The organism is Tyzzerella sp. An114, assembly GCF_002161055.1.
GTDB classification, from domain to species: Bacteria; Bacillota; Clostridia; order Lachnospirales; family Anaerotignaceae; genus Fimicola; species Fimicola cottocaccae.
This window is the reverse complement of sequence record NZ_NFLT01000005.1, coordinates 50002-70018: the sequence shown is the minus strand read 5'-3', so window position 1 is coordinate 70018 and position 20017 is coordinate 50002. Positions and strand designations below refer to the sequence as shown.

Sequence of the window (20017 nt, the reverse complement as noted above, 5' to 3'; positions counted from 1 at the left end):
AAATTTGATTAAATATCTAAAATATAATTTTATATTCTTATATATTAAGAAAATATATATTATATTTTATAAAAAATCCATAAAAATAAGAATTTTCAATTTTATCATATTGTTATAAAATTACATTATATCGAATAAAACTCAAAATTGTATAAAAAACATAACTTTTTATGTGGATTTTTTTACGCTACAAAATATTGCTAATTAAATTTTTATATGGTATATTTATAACAACAAAATTACATTTTATAGATTTAAAAGAATTTTTTATTTAAAATATAACTTTTTAAAAATTTGGGAGGGTACTATGAAAAAAAATAAAATTATGCCAATTGTTTTATCTTTTGTTGTAGGAAGTCAGCCTTTCACTGCCCTTGCAGCAGAATTAAACAATATTGATACACAAAACGGAAAATTCGTACTTGATATGAATTTATCAATGCCAACAAAAAATCAAAATTTTTCAATAGAACTTAAAAACAATGAAAATACAGTTACTGATACAGTTACTCCTTCATCAAACAATATTCATGTTGAAAAAGAAGTTAAACCGGGAGAATATACTTTAACAATAAAATCAGAAAACTACGCTACATATACAAAACAGATTAAAATAGATAGCTCATATATAACAACACTTTCACTTGATAACAACCGTATGAATTACAATTCATCAATATCAGAAAACCAGAAAGGTATTATGGCTATCGGTGATATAAACGGTGATGGCACTGTAAACGAAAGTGACTCAGACACTTTAATATCAGCTATCGAGAATGGTTCTTCTGAAGCTAAATATGACCTTAATGGTGATAGTAAAGTAGATATTTCAGACTTAACATATATAGCTATAAATAAAGGTGGAAACACTGATACAGATACAGTAAAAACAATTATGCCAGAAGTTCTTACAGCTTCAGCAGATGAAAATACAAATGTTACAGGAAATATTTCAGATATAACATCTGACACTGCATCAACAGTATCTCTTGCACCAAAAAATAATAGTGAAATAACAGAAGAAAATCCTGTTCAGATTGATATTGAAGTAAAATCAGACAATGCATTATCTGATGGTTTTGTAATTGAGCCACCAAAAGACTCATCAAACCTTATTACAGGCGGAACTATTGATGTTGAAGATGCAGAAGGAAATCATTATGAAGCTACAATTGTACAGTCAAAGGGAATGAGACTTTTAAGCAATAGTGGTGCAACAGCAACAATAGAAGCTGATGGAACAGTTGTTGTAAATATTGGAAAACAGGTTGCAATCAAAAAAGTAACAATCAAAGTTACTGCATCAAGCGGAAATAATCTTGTTGATATAGCAAAAGTTGAGTTTGTAAATGGTATGGAAAACAGAATACCAGAACCAGAGCTTAATATTCCTGAAATCACACGTATTGAAGCTCTTGGTAAAGACTCATTTATAGTAGAATGGACTCCACAGACTAATGTTTCATCCTATAATGTGTCTGTAAGTGGTAACGGAAGTAGCAAAGTATTTTCAACAGACTCAACAAGCCTTACTGTTACAAGACTTGATGAAAAACTTAAAACAGGTATTCCATATACAGTTATGGTTCAGTCTGTAAACGGAGATTGGACAAGTAAATATTCTGAACCTCGCACAATAACACTTGACCCTACTGAAGTTCCAGCTCCTCCAGAAAGTGTAACAGTTAAAGGTGATATTGAAAGCATATCTATAAGCTGGAAGAAAATGGACAGCACAGACTACTACAATGTTTACTATAAACTTGAAGAAGAAAGTGAATATAAAGTTGTAACAAACATAACTTCTACAAGCTATAAAATTTTAAATCTTTCTCCAAACAAAACATACAATATATATATTACTGGTGTAAACAAAATCGGAGAAAGTAATCCTTCTGAAATAAATAAGGCTACTGTTTCAAGTTCAGTTGCAACTATAATGCCAAAATATAAACTTATTAACACAGGCGACGAACCAGGAGTTTTAACAGACAATATTAAATCAGTTAAAAACTCAACTGACCCATTAGTAACAGTATATGGCGGAGACAATGCGGTAGTAGACAATGACCCTTCAACATATACTTTAGTTAACCATTATGATGGTGGTTCTCACTATGCTAGCCCTAAAGGTTCTACAATAGAGCTTACTCAGCAGTATACATTTGACACAATAAGATTTGCTCCACATGTTAGCCAAACATGGTATGACGGTGTAAAATTTTACTATAAAAATGCTGAAGGCAACATGGTTACAAAAGATGTAAAACATCTTACAAAGAAACTTGATGAAAACGGCAATATATACTATGATGTTAAACTTACAGAGCCTGTAACAACAGATACATTCCAGCTTAATGTTGGTATATGGTATCCTGACATGAAGGTTGCTATTTCAGAAATAAAAGTATATGAATATGACAGCTTAGAAGATGACATAGATGCTCTTTTTGCTGATAATATGCATATTGAGTTGGCAGAAGGTGTTGAACTTTCTGATATTGAAGCTCTTGAAGAAAGACTTAACACACCAGACTCTAGAAATGGCGAATATCACCCAGACAAAGTTTCTCTCCAGAAAGATATTGATGCAGCAAAAACACTTATCAATGAAGGAAATTTATCAGCAACAATAATAAATGTTGATACATCAATAACATCAGCTGGAGATGGTCATCTTGATTTTGCAATGAGTTTAAGCAATCTTCAGCCTCTTGGAATTTCTGCTGAAGAAGGCGATAAAATAATACTCTATGTAGGTAGTCCGGGAGTTGCTGATGGAACAGTAACAGACTTAAAACTTTACTCAACACAAATTCACGGTGAGCATAACAAATGGCTCAGCGAAGTTACAACATTAAAAACAGGAAGAAACGAAATAACAATAACATCACCTTCCACAACATCAAATGAGAGAGGCGGTTCTCTCTATGTAGGATACTCTGGAAAGAAAGATGCAAAACAGTATTCTATCCGTCTTGGAAGTGAACAGAATATCCCTGTCCTTGATGTAACAAAAGCTGAAACAAGAGAAGAAAAACTTAAACTTGTACAGGATTATGTATCAAAACTTGAAAGCCATGTATCTTCTCTTGAAGAAAAACATAATGAAAATCATTCAGAATATGGATATGACCCTAAACTTTGTACATTAAACTTTACAGACATTGTAATGGATAATATGATGTTCTCATTCCCTGCTACACAGGTTCTTGCTGGTCTTAACAGTGGTGATAAAGCTGAACAGCTTCTTAAAGCTATTGAGGCTATGGAACAAGAAGTACACCTTTTCTATCAGCATAGAGGACTTAACGAGAATGAAACAAAAACTAATAGATATCCTTCTCAGAGACTTAATATTCGTTACAGCAAAATGTTTGCAGGTGCATTTATGTATGCAGCAACACAGCATATAGGAATTGAGTATGATTCTGTACCTGATTTATTCAGAACAACTCCTATACAGTCTGACGAAAATGGTAAATATATTTCCGGTGAGTATTCTGGTTGGGGAATTGCCCACGAAATTGGACACGTTATAAACTCATCAAAATATGTTAATTTAGAAGTTACAAACAACTATTTCTCAATGCTTGCTCAGTCTGATGATACAAACTCAACAGCTCGTTTCGGATATGATGCTGTATATAAACACGTTACATCAGGCACAAAAGGAAAATCTGATGATGTATTCACACAGCTTGCAATGTATTGGCAGTTACATATGTTCTATGATAACTACTATAACTACAAAACATTTGATACATTCCAAGACCAGTTTGACAACCTTTTCTATGCAAGAGTGAGCAGTTATACAAGAGACCCACAATCTGCTCCTAACAGTTTAAGTCTCAACAGTGATATGGACAACAACTTTATGCGTCTTGCTTGTGCAGCAGCTGAAAAGAACCTTTTACCATTCTTTGAGGCTTGGGGACTTGTACCAAACCAAGATACAATATCTTATGCAAATAAATTTGAAAAAGAAGATAAAAAAATACAGTACCTTGACGATAATTCAAGAAGCTATCGCCTTTCAGGTGGAAGTGGCATGATTGAAGGAACAAAAGTAACTTCATCTATTGATTATACAGATAACAGTAAACAGGTTACTATAAACTTTAACAATACAAACTCTAATGATGACGCTATGCTTGGCTATGAAATCATAAGAAATGGAAAAGTTGTAGCTTTTGTATCAGCTGACCAGTCAAGCTATACAGACACAATAAAGACAGAAAACAACAGAGTTTATGAATATGAAGTTGTTGGATATGACAGACTTTTAAATACAACATCTGTATCAAAAGCCGGTTCTGTAAAAGTTTCTCATGACGGAAGTATCGGAAAAGATGGTTGGAGTGCTGACACAAATATGGTTTCAGATAATGACCAGCATATAGAAGCAGGACACGACTCTGGATACTGTGAAGATGCAACAATATCAGCAATAAAAGATGTTATTGATGATAATTATTCAAACACATACACAGGTACAACTTCTAGCACAAAAGCTGAAATTATACTTGACCTTGGAAATACAGAACAGGTTACAGCTTTAAAATATTCTTCAAAGACACCTTCAACAGATGATTACAGTATATATGTAAGTACAGACAAAAAAGACTGGAAACTTGCAAAATCAGGAACATTCTCTGGTAAAGAAACAGAAACAATATACTTTAATAAAGAGAATGACCCTTGTATGTATATATATGATGCATCTTATATCAAACTTGTTGTAAATAACTCAACTGTTTCTCTCTCAGAGCTTGACATTTTAGGCCCTACTGGTGATAATGTTGAACTTTTACAGTCTGGAATGGGAACACTTTCAGAAGATTTCAAATATGGTCATGGTGAAGATGAAGTTATGACAACTGGTTCAACAGTAATTACAGGTACATACAAAGGAAACCCAGCTTATAACGTTGTTCTTCTTAAAGATGAAAACGGAAACATTATAAATGGTGAATTTGTAATACTTGCAGAAGTGCCAGAAAACGGAAATATCGGAGAAGTTTCAAGTGGTACATGGGTTTACAAAATAGATGACTCAATTGATATATCATCAATAGGAAGTGTTAAAGCTGAGCTTTACAGAGTTGACAATGCTGAAACTCTTGAAGGACAAAGACTTGTAAGTGATACTCTCTATGTAAATGTACCTGAAAGTCTTCCTCCTTTAAAAATAGAAAGCACTGTTACAGATGAAATAGTTCCAGAATTACCACAAGAAGTTCCTCCTTTAGTTGAGGAAGAAGAAAAAGAAGAACTTCCTCCTGTTGTTAACGAAGATACAGAAAACAATGAAGATGTAGAAAATAACGAAGATGCTGGAATAACAGATGAATTACCTGCTGAAGAAGAAACTAACGAAAATCCAACAGAGGAACCTGCTGAAAGTGATACAAATAAAAACGAAAATTCTGATACAGGTTCTAATGTAGACTCTGGTGTAAATTCTGATGAAACTAATTCACAAGAAACTCCTTCTGATGTTGTTGAAGTAACACCTATGCCAGAAGTTCCTACAACAGATACAGAAGAAAGCACTAATGAAACTATTGAAAGTCCTTCCATAATAGAAGACTCAGATTTAATATTTGAAGGAAACTCAGAGGCTGTTACTCTTTCATCAAATATAATACTTGAAAAAGAAAGTACACAGAAAGCAACTGTAACACTTAAAAACACAGATAGTCATTCATTTATAGCTGCACAGACACAGCTTAAAGTATCTGACCCTTCAAAAATATCTGATGTTACAATGAATTGGAGTGAAAAAGCTTCAAAGGCTATATTAAAGAAATGTATTTTTAATAAAGCTAATGGAACTATATCAATTTATATAGTTTCAAATGAACCATTATCTTTTGGTGAAGACTTTACATTTGGTACACTTTCAATGAAATCTTCATCATCACAGACAGTTGATTTAAGTGTAAATACAGATAAAACAATTCTTGTATCAAAAACATTTGAACAGAGAAACGGTGAAACTGTTGACAGTTCAATATCAATTGATACAACAGTTGATGGCAATTCAGGAAGTTCAAGCTCTGGAAGTTCAGGCGGTTCAAGCTCATCAAAACCATCTCAGCCAAAACCTGAGGAGACAAATCCTGAAGATACACAGCCAGAAGAAAATACACCAGAAACAGGAACAAATTCTGGTTCTGCTGATGAAGTATTTACAGATATAAACAAAGACTCTTGGTACTATGAAGCAGTAAACAAAGCATACACAAATAAATGGTTCTCAGGTATGACAGAAAATGAATTTGCACCTGATAACAACATGACAAGAGCAATGCTTGTAACTGTATTAGGAAGATTTGACAGTGCTAATGTTGTATCAACAGCAACAGATTTCACAGATGTTCCAACAGATATGTACTATGCTCCATATGTTGGTTGGGCTAAAGAAAATAACATTGTAAATGGTATAACAGAAAACGAATTTGCACCAAACTCAGATATAACAAGAGAACAACTTGCAGTTATGGTTTACAACTACCTTAAATATAAAAATGTTGAAATTCCTGAAACTGCACAGACAGAGTTTACAGACAATAATGATATAAGTTCATGGGCAACAGAGGCAGTAAATGCAATGAAAACTTTAGGAATTATAAATGGTCGTCCAGACGGTTCATTTAATCCAAAAGGAACAGCAACACGTGCTGAAATAGCTACAATATTATCAAATATTGACAAAATGAATATAATTAAATAAAAACACAAAGAAAGCCGTTAATTAAAATTAACGGCTTTCTTATTTCTACAAATCCCAGACATCATGATTTGTACTACATATAGCAATAGCTCCCGCTTTAAGACTATCTATAACGATTTTTTTATCACAGACAAGACCAGATGCTATTATTGGTTTTGTATACTCCTCTTTTGTCCATTCAACAACCTTTGTCCAGCCTGGAGCAACATTTATAAAATCAGCTTGACTAAGTTCAAGTTGTTTTCCAATACTTCTATAAGATGATGAGTCAAGTATAAAAAATCTATGGACAGTCAAAAAACCTGCTTCTTTGGCATTTCTAAGCATTGCAGCTTTTGAACTTACTATACCGTCTGTTTCTGTATTATTTTTCATAAACTTAATTACAGAGCTTTTACTTGAAAAACCATCTACCATATCAACATTTACAAAAACTGTTTTTCCCATGTCTTTAAGTTCTTTTACAATTCTTCCTATATCAGAAATATCACCATAAAGAACAAAAACGACATTTGAATCACAACTTTTAGAAAGAGCTATATCCCCATCTTCTTTAATCCCCAATATTACAGGATTATCCTCAAGAAGTTCAATGACATCTGAAAGTTTGTTCATACAGCATCTCCTCCCTTTTTTACATTATACTATATTAACCATTTATTACTCTATATTATAACAGTATACTATAAAAACATAATGCTGTATAAAATTTTTAACAAATTTTAAAAATATTAAATAAATCATCGATTACATTCTCATAATCATCAATTATTGAAACATCTGACATATCTATAATTGGAGCTTTATCATTAGAGTTTACAGAGATTATATAATCACTGTTTTCTATCCCTACATAAAAGGCAGCTGAACCTGAAACACCTATTGTAATACATATTTTAGGTGAATATATTCCTCCTGAAACTCCAACTATCTCTCCTAATTTGCCCCAACCGTTCATGGCAACTGGTCTTGTAACTCCAAATAAAAACTTTTTACTTATTGCAAACTGTCTTATTTTCTCAACAGATTTTTTATCTTTAACACCTTTTCCCGCCACAATAAGTATGTCAGAGTTTTCTTTTATATCTGCCCTCTTTATTATATTTTTATCAATAATAAAATCAGGTATATTTTTATTTTCTATTTCTATAATATTAGGAATGTCTATATTATTTTTTATGGCTGAATTTTTAATCATTTTAAGAGAAACAATAAAAGGCTTATTTTTTATTTCAAATGTGCTGTAAACATTATTGTTATATGAAAATCTCTTAAAATACATACCATTTTCATTTCTGTAAAAGTCAACAACGTTTGTCACATAGTTATATTTAAGTTTTTCTCCCAATAACACAGCTACATAATTTGACATACTGCTTTCCAATATTATAATACCATCATAATTTTCTTTATTCTGTATATTTTCAATGTCATTTTTAATTATTTCAGGTATTATACAATCAATCGCCCTAAAATAAACTTTATTCTGAATATATTTCTCTAATATATTTGTTGAAAAATTATATTCAGAAAATACAGCACATTCAGTCTTAACATTTTCCATAAAAGAGAAGTTTAATATACTATTATATTTTTTTATATTATCTAATAATGAAAATTCATCATATACCTGCATAACAATAAGTATTTTCATATATTATCAAGCCTCTCTTTTAAATATTCACAGTAAAGCTCTTTTACGGCCTCTTTTCCCTGTAATGATACTATTTTTCCACTTCTCTTTCTCTTTATAGGTTCTAAAGACACAAGTGTACTTTGATTTTCGCCATATTCACAATTATTTAGTTCAAAATATTTTATATCTCTTTTACCAAAAGACATTCTATCTTTAAGAGTAGGAACTTGAAGTTTACTAACCTCTGCATTTCCCATTACAAAAATTGCTGGTGTTTTAACTGTATATTCATATACATTTCCACCAGACTCAACTGTCGCCTTCACACTATTTTCACCCACCAAATGCAAATCAGTGACATTAGCAACCATAGGTATATTAAGTATATTTGAGACTATTTGAGGAGTTGAAAAATTATTGCCCTCCGGTGCTTGACAGCCCATTATAATTATATCCTGTTTATTTTTATTTACATATTCAGCTATGGCTTCTCCCGTAAACTTGGGATTAAAAGTTATATCAGCATCACAATCAATTCTAATGGCATTATCATATTTAAGTGCATTTAATGTTTTAAGATAAATTTCTGTTTTATCTCCTCCAACAGTCAATGCACTTTTTTCATTATACAGATTGAGACTTTCCGCCTCTTGGGAAAGTCTCAATCCAAATTCCAGACCACTCTCGTCAAAACAATTAATCATGTTTTTTACGAAGGACGTATCTATTCTCATAGAGGTGTCAGCTATATAATCCTTTTGAGAGAGCTGGTCTAGGTCTGCTGTTATTTTAAAACAGACTAATATTTTCATTATTTTTTGTATGGTAATATTGTACCAATGTTCATTATGCCGTTAGGGTCGAATGCTGCTTTAAGCTTTTTAACCATATAGAGTGCTGAACCGTGTTCTTTGTCAATCCAATGTACTCTGTGTTTTCCAACACCATGGTGGTGGCACATTGAACCGCCTGCTTTGATAGTTTCTTCACATATGATTTTCTTAATTGGTAAGTGATATTTGTAAATTTCTTCTTCTGGTGCACAGTCAACTACATTGTACCAATATACAAAGTAGAGATTTATACCGTTTGAGTAACAGTGTGAAGCGTGTGCTCCAAATACTGTAATATCAGGAATTTCATTTATAACTTTTTCTTTACAAATCTTATAGATTTCTTCTACTGCACTCCAGTTTGCAGAAATTTCTGTTGTACAGCAAACATTCTTTGTCTGAAGAACTTCTTTTCTTTCCTCTTCAATTCTTGCAGCGTCCCAGTTAAGGTTTGCAAACCATGTTTCAATAAGTTTGCTGTCAACTTCTGTACACTCTTTATATTTAGCAACTATCTCTCTTATACCTTCAGCGTTAGCCTTTGAAATTTTTTCTGGGCCTTCTGTAACAAAAAGTATTACACATTTTCCAGGTGCAAAGTGTGAGAAATGCTCTTTTCCGTCTTCAGCGTCATAAAGTCTTGCAACAGATGGTCTATATCCTTCTGTCATAACATCATGCATAATTCTTAAACCTGTAATCATGTCATCAAGAGTATATCCCATACATACATGATATTGTGGGAAGTATTTGAAAAGTTTAACAGTTACTTCTGTAATGAAACATAAAGCACCTTCATTTCCAAGTACAACGTGACGAATGTCTGGACCTGCTGAACGTCTTGGAACTGCTTTTATATTACATATTGTACCGTCTGGAAATACTGCTTCAACACCAGCAAGCATATCTTCAATACCACCATAGAGTGTTGAGAACTGTCCAATACTTCTTGTAGCTACAAGTCCGCCCATCTGAGCGATTGGTTTTGACTGTGGGGAATGTCCTGTTGTATATCCTAATTCTCTAACATGATTTTCAAGGTCTTCAAGAACAACACCACATTCACAAGTTACCTGCATATTGTATGTATCAACATTTATGATTTTTTTCATTTTTGAACCGTCAAGAATAATTGAGTTTTCAACAATAGGTTCAAGTCCACCTTCTGTTGCAGAATGTCCTGTTCTTGGAACTACATTTACACCATTAGCATTACAAAATCTGAGTATTTCTGAAACTTGTTTTTTATTTTCCACAAATACAACTGCTGCTGGAAGTGGATTTACAAATACTTTGTGATATCCCTCATATTTTCTAAATCTGTCATATGTACTTTCTTCAAGAACTTCTTTGTCTGTTACAACTGCGTCTGGACCACAAATTTTAACTAATTCAGCAACTATTTCTTCTCTTGATAAACTCATAACTAAAAACCTCCGCTTTATATAAATATTTTTTAGTATCTTAAATTAAAATTATCCAAAAATCTCATATATTTTTTTGTTTACAGGGTCTGAATAATTTTTAATGTCTTTATAGATATAGTTTATAACTTTGTCATAAATCTTTGTATTTTCAAGATTAGGTTCAAAACTATCTCTTATTCTTACCATTTTATCCATAGCAGTATCATAATCAGGATATGCCCCAACACCTACTGCTGCATTTATGGCTGCACCGAGACCGGCCGCATTATTTACTACATTTCTTACACTCTTTATGCCAAATACATCAGCAAAAATCTGCATAAACAACGGACTGTTTGAGCCACCACCAGAAACTATAACCTGTGTAGGGTTCATTCCCATTTCCTTACACATAGCATCAACACTCATTTTCATAGTCATTGCTATTGCTTCAAGTATTGAACGATACATATGTGCTCTCTTATGTCTTCCATCAAAACCTATAAACATTGCTTTTCTGTAAGGCATATTGTTTGGTGCTAAAAATTCTCCCAAAGTTATAAGTCCTTCACTTCCTGGAGCAACTTCTTTTGCTTCTTTTTCAAGTATTTCTTCAACACTAATTCCTAAAGACTCAGCTTTTTTCTCAAGTTCCTCTCCAAGAAGTTCTTTAAACCATGAAACACTCCACATTCCACGTCTTATTCCTACACTTGTCTCATAAAGGTATTCATGAGGTATAGCTGAAAGATTTGACCAATAATCAACAGCTGTGTCATTGTATTCTTTACCTCTAACCATACCGCCTATATATGTTCCAAGAGATACAAGACAAGAACCATCATCACGTATTCCTGCTCCAAGACCTTCTGCCGCTTTGTCATTAGCTGTTGCTATTACAGGACAGCCTTCCGGAAGATGTGTAGCTTCGGCAGCTTCTTTTGTAACATATCCAAGTATTTCTCCCGGCATTACAAGGTCAAAAAGCATATCTCTTGTTATGTTATACTCTTTATAGTCTTCTGGATTATCGCTCCATTTCCATTCTTTTTTATCAAATGGTCCATATATACCCTCATAATTTGCTGCTGTATCTTTAAATTCACCTGTCATTCTAACTGTTAAATAGCCTGTTGTTGTTGATATATATGCAACATCTGGAATATCATTTTGGAAAGGTTTTGCAAGTCTTTTATCCATCCAGTTTATTACAGGATATGCTAAAGTTCCGTCTTTTTTAAGATATGTACGGCAACATCTTATACTTCCCAAGCCTATTCCTATAATATCTTTTTTATCCCCTTTAAATTTATCCATAAGACCTTTACTGGCTATTATAAGAGAGTCCCAAAGGTCATCATCAGGGTGTTCTGCTGTGTCTGCATCTGGAACATAGAGAGGACGAAGTAAAACTTTTTCTTCACAAACAAGGTTTCCTTCAAGGTCATATATTCCGACTTTGGTACTTTGAGTACCTCCGTCTATACCGATAACATATTTCATACTATATTTTCTCCTTTACTCTGCCATTTCTCTGTTGTTAGCTTCAATCTTAGCTTTATTTTTCTTTATATATCTTAAGAGTATTCCAACAAGCACAAGACAAACAACCATTGTTGCAAGCATATATATGAATATAAATCTATATCCTTGTGCTCCAGGATATGCATCAAGCCAGTATCCGCAAAGTGTAGCATTAAATGCGTCAGGAAGGAAACCTATAAACATTGCAAATCCCGCAACTGCACCATAAATCTTTTTAGGTGTTCCTATTTCACCTATAATTGCATAATACATTCCTCTCATGCCGTATATAGCAAATGAGCTTATAACCATTACAATTACTGTTATTACAGTAAATTCTGCACCAACAGGAAGAACAAGAAGAACTATAAGTGATGCAATAAAGAGTATGTCAAATATTCCTATAAGAAGTGTACATCTTCCGCCCATTTTATCAGAAATAATGCCGCTTAAAGGTGCTCCAACAAGACGAATAACGTCTTTTCTAAGTATACCAACATATCCCGCTGCAACTGCCGACATTCCAAGTATATTCTGACCATAAGCCTGCATATATGATGATGATGAATATGTAGCATAAATTGTAAATATTACAAGGGCAACAATCCAAGCAGAAGGAGTTTTTATAGCTGTAAGCATATCTTTTATTACTGATTCATTACTTGATGTCCCTTCTCCAACATTGTCTTCCATAAAGAAGAATGAAATTACACCACAGGCAATTGATAATATAGAAAGAGCAATTATAACAGCTGTTATGCCACCCATTTTTTCAAACACCTGCATAAGTCCAAGCCACATTACAAGTACAAACACACCTCTTGCACCCTCGAAGAAACCAAATATTTTTCCCTGTCCGTCTTTTTCTTCAAGAAGTGATACAGCTTTTGTCATTGTAGGCCAAAACATACCTATGTTTGTTACAGCCCAGAGAGCATGGATAACCATTGTTGCTGCAAATGAAGGCATTGTTGAAAGCCAAAGTCCCAAAATACCACAGCCTATTGATGAAACTGTAAAAAGTTTTCTGTGAGAAAATCTATCAGCCAACCAACCACCAGGAATATAAAGTATAGCAGCAAGTGTACCAAAAAGACTCATTGACATACCAAATTGAGTATTATTCTGTCCTAATGCTTCTCTAAGTGGTTCATATAACGCCCATCTTAAGTATGGAAGTTCTGTTATAACACCACAAGTCATACATATAATAGTAAAAGTCAACCACTTGTTATTTTTATTCTTAGGTGACATAACTTTTCCCCTTTCAAATAAATTAATATAAATTCTGTTATCTCATAAGAAATCCGCCATCTACTGTAAGGACATGACTATTTACATAATTTGAAGCATCACTTGCAAGGAATACACAAGCACCCATAAGGTCGTAAAGGTCGCCCCATCTATTAGCAGGAATATGTGCAAGAATTTCTTTATTACGTTTTTCGTCGCTTCTTGTTTTTTCTGTAAGTTTTGTTGCAAAGTATCCAGGAGCTATTGTATTAACCTGAATATTCCACTGTGCAAGCTCATCACACATAGCTTTTGCAAGACCTGCAATACCATGTTTTGTTGCTGCATAAGCTGGTGACCATTGTCCACCTAAGAATGTATATAATGAACCGATATTTATAACTTTTCCGCTGTTCTGTTTAATCATGTATTTACAAGCTTCATGTGTCATCTCGAAAGCTGCTGTAAGATTTAATGAAACCATTTTGTCCCATTCTTTTCTTGTAAATTTTGTAACGTCCTCAATATTAATACTCATTCCGGCACAGTTTACAAGGATATCAATGCTTCCCCAAGTATTTACACACTCATCAATAACCTTTTTACATTCACCGTCTGCTGTGATGTCTGCTTTTATAAATCTATACTGAACTCCACAGTCTTCAACAAGTTTCTGTGTTTCTCCGCCGTCATCAACAATACTTACAACAAGAACATTAGCTCCACCTTTTGCAAGAGCTGTTGAGAAAGCCTGACCAAGTCCAGAGTTTCCACCAGTAACTACTGCGTTCTTACCCTTTAATGAAAATAAACCCATATGAAAATCGTTAATCTGATGCATAAATAAAACCTCCATATACTCTTAATTTTTTTATTAAAGTGTTTTTTATAAAAGTGACGTCACACCAATCTCTTAATAAGAGCGAAAAAAAGGAGAAAGACGACAAAACATACTTATTCTATAAAAAAGTATATTCTCTCGTCTTTCTCCTTGAATCTGACGCTTAAATATTAAGTTGAGCTAATTATAACAATGGCATTTTATATTGTCAATAGTTTTTATTTATTTTTTTAAATAAATTTCAAAAACCTAACAATATAGTATACATATTAAATAAATCACATTTTGTTTTTCACATTTATATAGTAATTTTTAAGGCTAATTAAATTTTTTTGATATATTTTTTTAATTTTTTATTGACACAATACTAATTATTTGATATATATACTATAAGCGTTAGATGCAGAGAAGAAAGACGCACAAATCATAAGGTGATTTGTGCGTCTTTTTGTCGTGTTTTTATATTTTTTGTAAGAAAGGGATGAAATACAATGAAAAAAACACCTCAAAAAAACCGCATAAGAAAAGTTGCTTTTTATCCAGCATTTATACTTTTAATAGGTTCTCTCATTTACAGCATAATAGACAAAGAAGGATTTTACAACATGGCAAGTGCTGCAAACAGCTGGGTACTTAAAAATCTAGGTTGGACATACAGCTTTACAAGTTTTATATGTCTTATAGCCATAGGTGTTGCCTATTTTTCTCCTCTTGGTGATGTAATACTTGGAGGAAAAGATGCAAAACCAATATTGTCAAAGGGAAACTGGGCAACAATAACACTCTGCACAGCTATGGCTGCTGGCGCTCTTTTTTGGGGAATTGTTGAACCAATATATCATATGTCAGCACCTCCTGTGGGTATAGAGCCTAACTCAGCAGAGGCTGCAAAATTTGCCATGGAGACAATGGTTCTTCACTGGTCAATACATCCTTATTCATTGTATACACTTCCTGTAATAGCTTTTGCTTTTGCATTTTTTAATATGAAAAAGCCTTTTTCTGTTGCTTCACAGCTTAGTATTATTACAGATAAACTTAATATAAATATAACAGACTCAGGAAAATTTACTCAAATTCTTGATACAGTTTTATTATTTGCTATGGGACTTGGAATTTTAGGTGTAATATGCACAGGTACTTTAAATATGGGTGGTGCATTAAAAGAACTTACAGGAATACAGAGCCAATCAAAAGCATGGTTTATAATAATAGCTGTTACAACAACTTGTTTTATAATATCATCAGTTTCAGGAATACATAAAGGAATTAAACTTCTTTCAAACATAAATGTAGTTATATATTTTATACTTCTTATAGTACTGTTTATATTAGGTCCTTCCGTATTTATGATAGACGGCACCCTTGAAGCAACAGGTGGAACTCTTTCACACATTCCACAAAAACTCCTCACCACAGGTGCTTATGCCAACGACCCTTGGGCAAAAAACTGGACTGTATTTTATGCGGGAAGTTGGGGAAGTTGGGCACCTATATCAGCCTGTTTCCTTGCAAGACTTGGTGTAGGCTATAAAATCAAGGACCTTATAAAAATAAATTTCCTTATACCTGTTATATTCAATATAATATGGTGTGGTGTATTTTCAAATATAGCAATACATTATCAGCTTTCAGGACAAATTGACCTTATAAACATATTAAACACACAAGGTGCTGAAGCTGTTATATATGCAATATTTAACACACTTCCTTTTGCTAAAATTATTATATTTATATTCTTTGCCGGACTTATACTTTCAATGATAACAGCTATGGACTCTACAACAAACTCAATAGCAGCTTTATCAACAACAGGTATATCTCCAGAAGAACAGGAAGCTCCTGTATTATTAAAAGTTATGTGGGGACTTATATTTGCTGTACTCTCATATATAATGCTTACAATAGCCGGCATAGACGGAATAAAAATGGTTTCCAATTTAGGGGGACTTCCAAATATATTCATACTTATAGGTGGTACAATTACAGTATTTGTAATTGCATCAAACGTTAAAAAATATGACAAGACTCAAAAATTTGATAAATAACCTGCGCAAAAGAAAAGAAGCGACTTTTAAAAAGTCGCTTCTTTTCTTTGCTATTCATTTATAAAAACAGCTATATAATCATCATTTTCAATTTTATATAATCCTTCAATATCATCACTGTTTTTAGAAAACTCTATATCATCAGAGAAAAATCTCACACAAGTTCCACAACTTGATGAAAGTTTTCTCGGAACAGGCATCATGCGATACTTTATATTAATTTTTTTAAGAGTTCTACAAAACTGATTTGCACCAAAATGAGTAAAAAAAGTAGCTATATACTCCATAAAATAAAAATCCTCATTTCTTTGTTATATGGAGTATAAACTCTCCATTTTCATCTTTTTTTGTTATTGAAAAGCCTTTATTATTGCAAAAACGTGTTATATTTTGTACAGCAATATTATTATCAACTATTATCTGAAAATCATTTGATTTTTTAACAGCCTGCTGAACCATTATAACAGGCTCAGGGCAAGCAAGACCTCTTGCGTCAATTAAATTATCCATTATTCATTTCCCCTTCTCTTTATATTCAATACACTTATAATTACAACAACAATAAATCCTATTATTACAGCCATCTGACCATTGGCACTTGGTCCATCTGTTGATGATGCAAGACCAAAGTTATGACAAAAAGCTGCACCTACAATCATACCTAATACAGATACAGCAGAATCACTATTGCCTGAGCCAGCAAGTATAAGCTGACGCAGAGGACAACCACCTAAAAGTATACTAGCCCAACCAGCAAGAGCCATTCCTAAAAAGTTCCAAAGTCCATCTGTATGGGCAACAGGCTGACCTGCAAAGCCTATCATAAGTTTTCCTGCAACTGCATTTCCTATAAAAGCAAAAACAGCAATAGCTATAAATCCACTTATTAAATAAAAATCCTGAAACATAACAGCGTCACGAATACCACCTACCATACAGAGACGTGTTCTCTGAGCAAGTATACCTACAATAAGTCCTGCAATAAGTGCAATTAAAACAGGTGCTCTCATTGAACCCGGTCCACTTTCACTAAACACAAAAAGTGATGGAACCATAATAAACAATATAAACATAAACACCATAATTCCAGTAAATGCAACACCCTCAGGCTTTTCAAGAGTATATGCTCTCTTTAATGAGAAACCTTTGTTGAGCACAAATATTCCAAAAAGTATTCCCACAACAAAACCAACAAGACCTATAATAGCGTTAAGGTCACCTCCACCAATACGAAGCATCATTCTGAGGGGACAGCCTAAAAACATAAGTGCTCCAACCATAACAATAAATCCTAATATAAATCTTGTGATAGGAGATGAGCCACCACTAGGTTTAAACTCTTTAAATGCAATAGATGCACCAAATGCTCCCACAACAAGACCAACTATTTCAGGTCTAAAGTACTGTACAATAGGAGCTGTGTGAAGTTTAACAGAGCCTGCCATATCTCTCAAGAAACAAGCTATACAAAATCCCATATTGCCCGGATTTCCCATAACAGTAAGAATTACAGCAATAATTCCAACAACCGCCCCTGTAATTATAATTTTTCCGTATTCTTTCATATTAACCCCCGTATTTTATATTATAATTTTATTTAGAGCTGTAATAACAGCATCTATTTCATCATTTGTTGTAAAATATCCAAAAGAAAACCTAACAGTTCCCTGTGGATATGTTCCCATAGTTTTATGGGCAATAGGTGCACAGTGTAATCCGCACCTTGTTTCTATTAAAAAGTCTTTTTCCAAAATATAAGAAACTTCCGCCATATCAATATTATCAAAAACCAAAGACACAACAGGTGTATGTTTTGTATTTTCACAATCTACAATATGTAATCCCTTTATATTTGAAATACCCTTTAAAAATCTTTCTCTTAAAATATTTTCTGTTTTTTCTATATTTTCAACTTTAGTATCAATAATATATTTTAAAGCAGCATTAAGACCATAAATTGCTGGTATATTCATAGTTCCAGCTTCAAATTTATCAGGCATAAAAAATGGTGTTTCTATTGTATGAGATACACTTCCTGTTCCCCCTTCAATAATTGGAGGAATTTTTTTTGCCATTTCATCAGTCATAATCATTCCGCCTATACCTTGAGGAGCTAAAAGACCTTTATGTCCTGCAAAACACAGTACATCACAGTTAAGATTTTTAAAACTTACATTTATATGACCTGCTGTTTGAGCTGTATCAATTACAAAAGGAATATTTTTCTTTTTACATATTTCCCCTACTTCCTCAAGGGGTAATACATTTCCAAAAACATTTGAGCTATGTGTCATAACAACAAGACGTGTATTTTCCCTAAATAGACTTTCAATATTTTCAAAATGTCCATTTTTTGAAATTTCAGCCACTGACCACTCTACTCCAATACTATTTAATGGACGCATAACTGCATTATGTTCAAAGCCTGAAACTATACAGTGGTCACCTTTTTTTAAAAGACCTTTTATTACACAATTAAGACTTTCTGTAATTCCTGATGTAAAAACAACATTTGAAGGCTTGTCAAAATCAAAAAGATGACACAAAAGATATCTTGTATCAAGCAAAATATCCTCTGCCTCCCCTGCATTCTCATAGCTGGAGCGATTTACATTACAACCGTTTTCTGTCATATATTTATAAACAGCTTCTGCCACATTGGGAGCTTTAGGAAAACTTGTAGCACCATTATCCATATAAATTCTTTTCATGGTTTACCTCCCAAGAATTACATCATATTCCTGTCTTTTTAAAACTTGTCCAACAATCTCAGCACAAGGGACATTGTCTTTTAACATAGATAAAAGTTTACTACTTTCTCTTTCTGGTACAGATATGAGAAGTCCTCCTGATGTTTGAGGGTCATAAAAAATGTCCTCTGTTGCAAGGTCTATTCCCACTTTATTATAAACACGATTTTCGGCAAACTCTCTGTTTCTGTACATACCTTCAGGCAATATTCCCATTTCTGCCAGTTCATGAACTCCTTCAAGTCTAGGAACAGAGTTTGAGAATATTTCTATTGTTTTTCCGCTACCTTCCGCCATTTCACAACAATGACCTAAAAGTCCAAAACCTGTAACATCTGTACAACTATTTACATTGAAATTCATCATAATATCTCTTGCAGTTTTATTTAGTGTACACATATTTTCAATAGCTTGTTTATAGGCTTCTTTTTCTGCCATATCAGCCTTTGCAGCTGTTGTTATAATTCCTATACCTAAAGGTTTTGTAAGTATTAAAACATCTCCCTCTTTTGCACTGCTGTTTTTTAAAAATTTTTCAGGATGGGCAAATCCTGTAACAGAAAGACCATATTTAGGTTCTTCTCCCTGTATAGTATGACCTCCCGAAATTACAGCTCCAGCCTCATATACTTTCTCATATCCACCCCTTAAAAGTTCATGAACATCTTCTCTTTCCATTTTTGTAGATACACAAAGTATATTCATAGCAAGTTTAGCTTCTGCTCCCATAGCAAAAATATCACTTAAAGCATTAGCCGCCGCTATTTTACCAAAAGTATAAGGGTCATCAACAATAGGAGGAAAAAAATCAAGAGTTTGAACAATAGCCAAATCATCAGAAACTTTATAAACACAAGCGTCATCGTTTGTGTCATAACCCACAATTAAATTTTCATCTCTATGAACAGGCAATCCACCTAAAAGTTGAGAAAGTGTCCCCGCTCCAACTTTAGCACCACAACCTGCACACTTTGCAAGTTTTGTCATTTTTATTTGTGAACTCATAT

General features: G+C 33.2%; 14 protein-coding genes. 2 read left to right on the top strand and 12 right to left on the bottom strand.

The features are described 5' to 3' along the window. Positions 1-307 precede the first annotated feature (307 nt). The gene (locus tag B5E58_RS06075; RefSeq protein ID WP_088108800.1) at positions 308-6739 is read left to right on the top strand and encodes an S-layer homology domain-containing protein; all 6432 of its coding nucleotides are present in this window, start codon (positions 308-310) and stop codon (positions 6737-6739) included. A gap of 45 nt (positions 6740-6784) precedes the next feature. On the opposite strand, the gene B5E58_RS06070 is transcribed toward B5E58_RS06075, so the two are convergent. The 7 genes from B5E58_RS06070 to B5E58_RS06040 form a co-directional block, all read right to left on the bottom strand. Further along, positions 6785-7354: a glycerol-3-phosphate responsive antiterminator gene (locus tag B5E58_RS06070; protein ID WP_088108799.1), complete on the bottom strand. Its 570-nt coding sequence runs from the start codon at positions 7352-7354 to the stop codon at positions 6785-6787. Positions 7355-7451: 97 nt separating this feature from the next. After that, a complete protein-coding gene (locus B5E58_RS06065) occupies positions 7452-8393 on the bottom strand; it encodes an FAD-binding protein (protein WP_088108798.1) in 942 nt (313 codons plus the stop codon). Continuing rightward, positions 8390-9187, bottom strand: a complete 798-nt coding sequence (locus tag B5E58_RS06060; protein ID WP_088108797.1) for an electron transfer flavoprotein subunit beta/FixA family protein — start codon at positions 9185-9187, stop codon at positions 8390-8392. The genes B5E58_RS06065 and B5E58_RS06060 overlap by 4 nt, the downstream gene beginning before the upstream one ends. Continuing rightward, a complete protein-coding gene (locus B5E58_RS06055; RefSeq protein WP_088108796.1) occupies positions 9187-10632 on the bottom strand; it encodes an FAD-binding oxidoreductase in 1446 nt (481 codons plus the stop codon). Before B5E58_RS06055 ends, B5E58_RS06060 begins: the two co-directional genes overlap by 1 nt. A gap of 51 nt (positions 10633-10683) precedes the next feature. Next, on the bottom strand, positions 10684-12117 hold the full coding sequence (locus tag B5E58_RS06050) for an FGGY-family carbohydrate kinase (protein ID WP_088108795.1): 1434 nt from the start codon (positions 12115-12117) through the stop codon (positions 10684-10686). Between the two features lie 15 nt (positions 12118-12132). Continuing rightward, entirely contained in the window at positions 12133-13392 is a 1260-nt protein-coding gene (locus tag B5E58_RS06045) for an MFS transporter (protein WP_088108794.1), read from the bottom strand. A 37-nt stretch (positions 13393-13429) separates the two neighbouring features. Further along, complete coding sequence (locus tag B5E58_RS06040; RefSeq protein WP_088108793.1) at positions 13430-14212, bottom strand: SDR family NAD(P)-dependent oxidoreductase; 783 nt, start codon at positions 14210-14212, stop codon at positions 13430-13432. A 491-nt stretch (positions 14213-14703) separates the two neighbouring features. Here B5E58_RS06040 and B5E58_RS06035 point away from each other — a divergent pair, with 491 nt between their 5' ends. After that, positions 14704-16260: a BCCT family transporter gene (locus tag B5E58_RS06035; protein WP_088108792.1), complete on the top strand. Its 1557-nt coding sequence runs from the start codon at positions 14704-14706 to the stop codon at positions 16258-16260. Between the two features lie 50 nt (positions 16261-16310). On the opposite strand, the gene B5E58_RS06030 is transcribed toward B5E58_RS06035, so the two are convergent. From B5E58_RS06030 to selD, 5 genes are read right to left on the bottom strand one after another with little or no spacing between them, the layout of a single operon-like run. Next, positions 16311-16547: a DUF3343 domain-containing protein gene (locus B5E58_RS06030; RefSeq protein ID WP_088108791.1), complete on the bottom strand. Its 237-nt coding sequence runs from the start codon at positions 16545-16547 to the stop codon at positions 16311-16313. A gap of 13 nt (positions 16548-16560) precedes the next feature. Continuing rightward, complete coding sequence (locus tag B5E58_RS06025) at positions 16561-16770, bottom strand: sulfurtransferase TusA family protein (protein WP_088108790.1); 210 nt, start codon at positions 16768-16770, stop codon at positions 16561-16563. Continuing rightward, positions 16770-17825, bottom strand: a complete 1056-nt coding sequence (yedE, locus tag B5E58_RS06020) for a YedE family putative selenium transporter (protein WP_088108789.1) — start codon at positions 17823-17825, stop codon at positions 16770-16772. The genes B5E58_RS06025 and yedE overlap by 1 nt, the downstream gene beginning before the upstream one ends. Positions 17826-17840: 15 nt before the next feature. Continuing rightward, positions 17841-18971 (bottom strand): aminotransferase class V-fold PLP-dependent enzyme, encoded by a 1131-nt coding sequence (locus B5E58_RS06015; RefSeq protein WP_088108788.1) that lies wholly within the window; start codon positions 18969-18971, stop codon positions 17841-17843. Positions 18972-18974: 3 nt separating this feature from the next. Further along, entirely contained in the window at positions 18975-20015 is a 1041-nt protein-coding gene (gene selD, locus B5E58_RS06010) for a selenide, water dikinase SelD (protein WP_088108787.1), read from the bottom strand. Between the last annotated feature and the right edge of the window lie 2 nt (positions 20016-20017).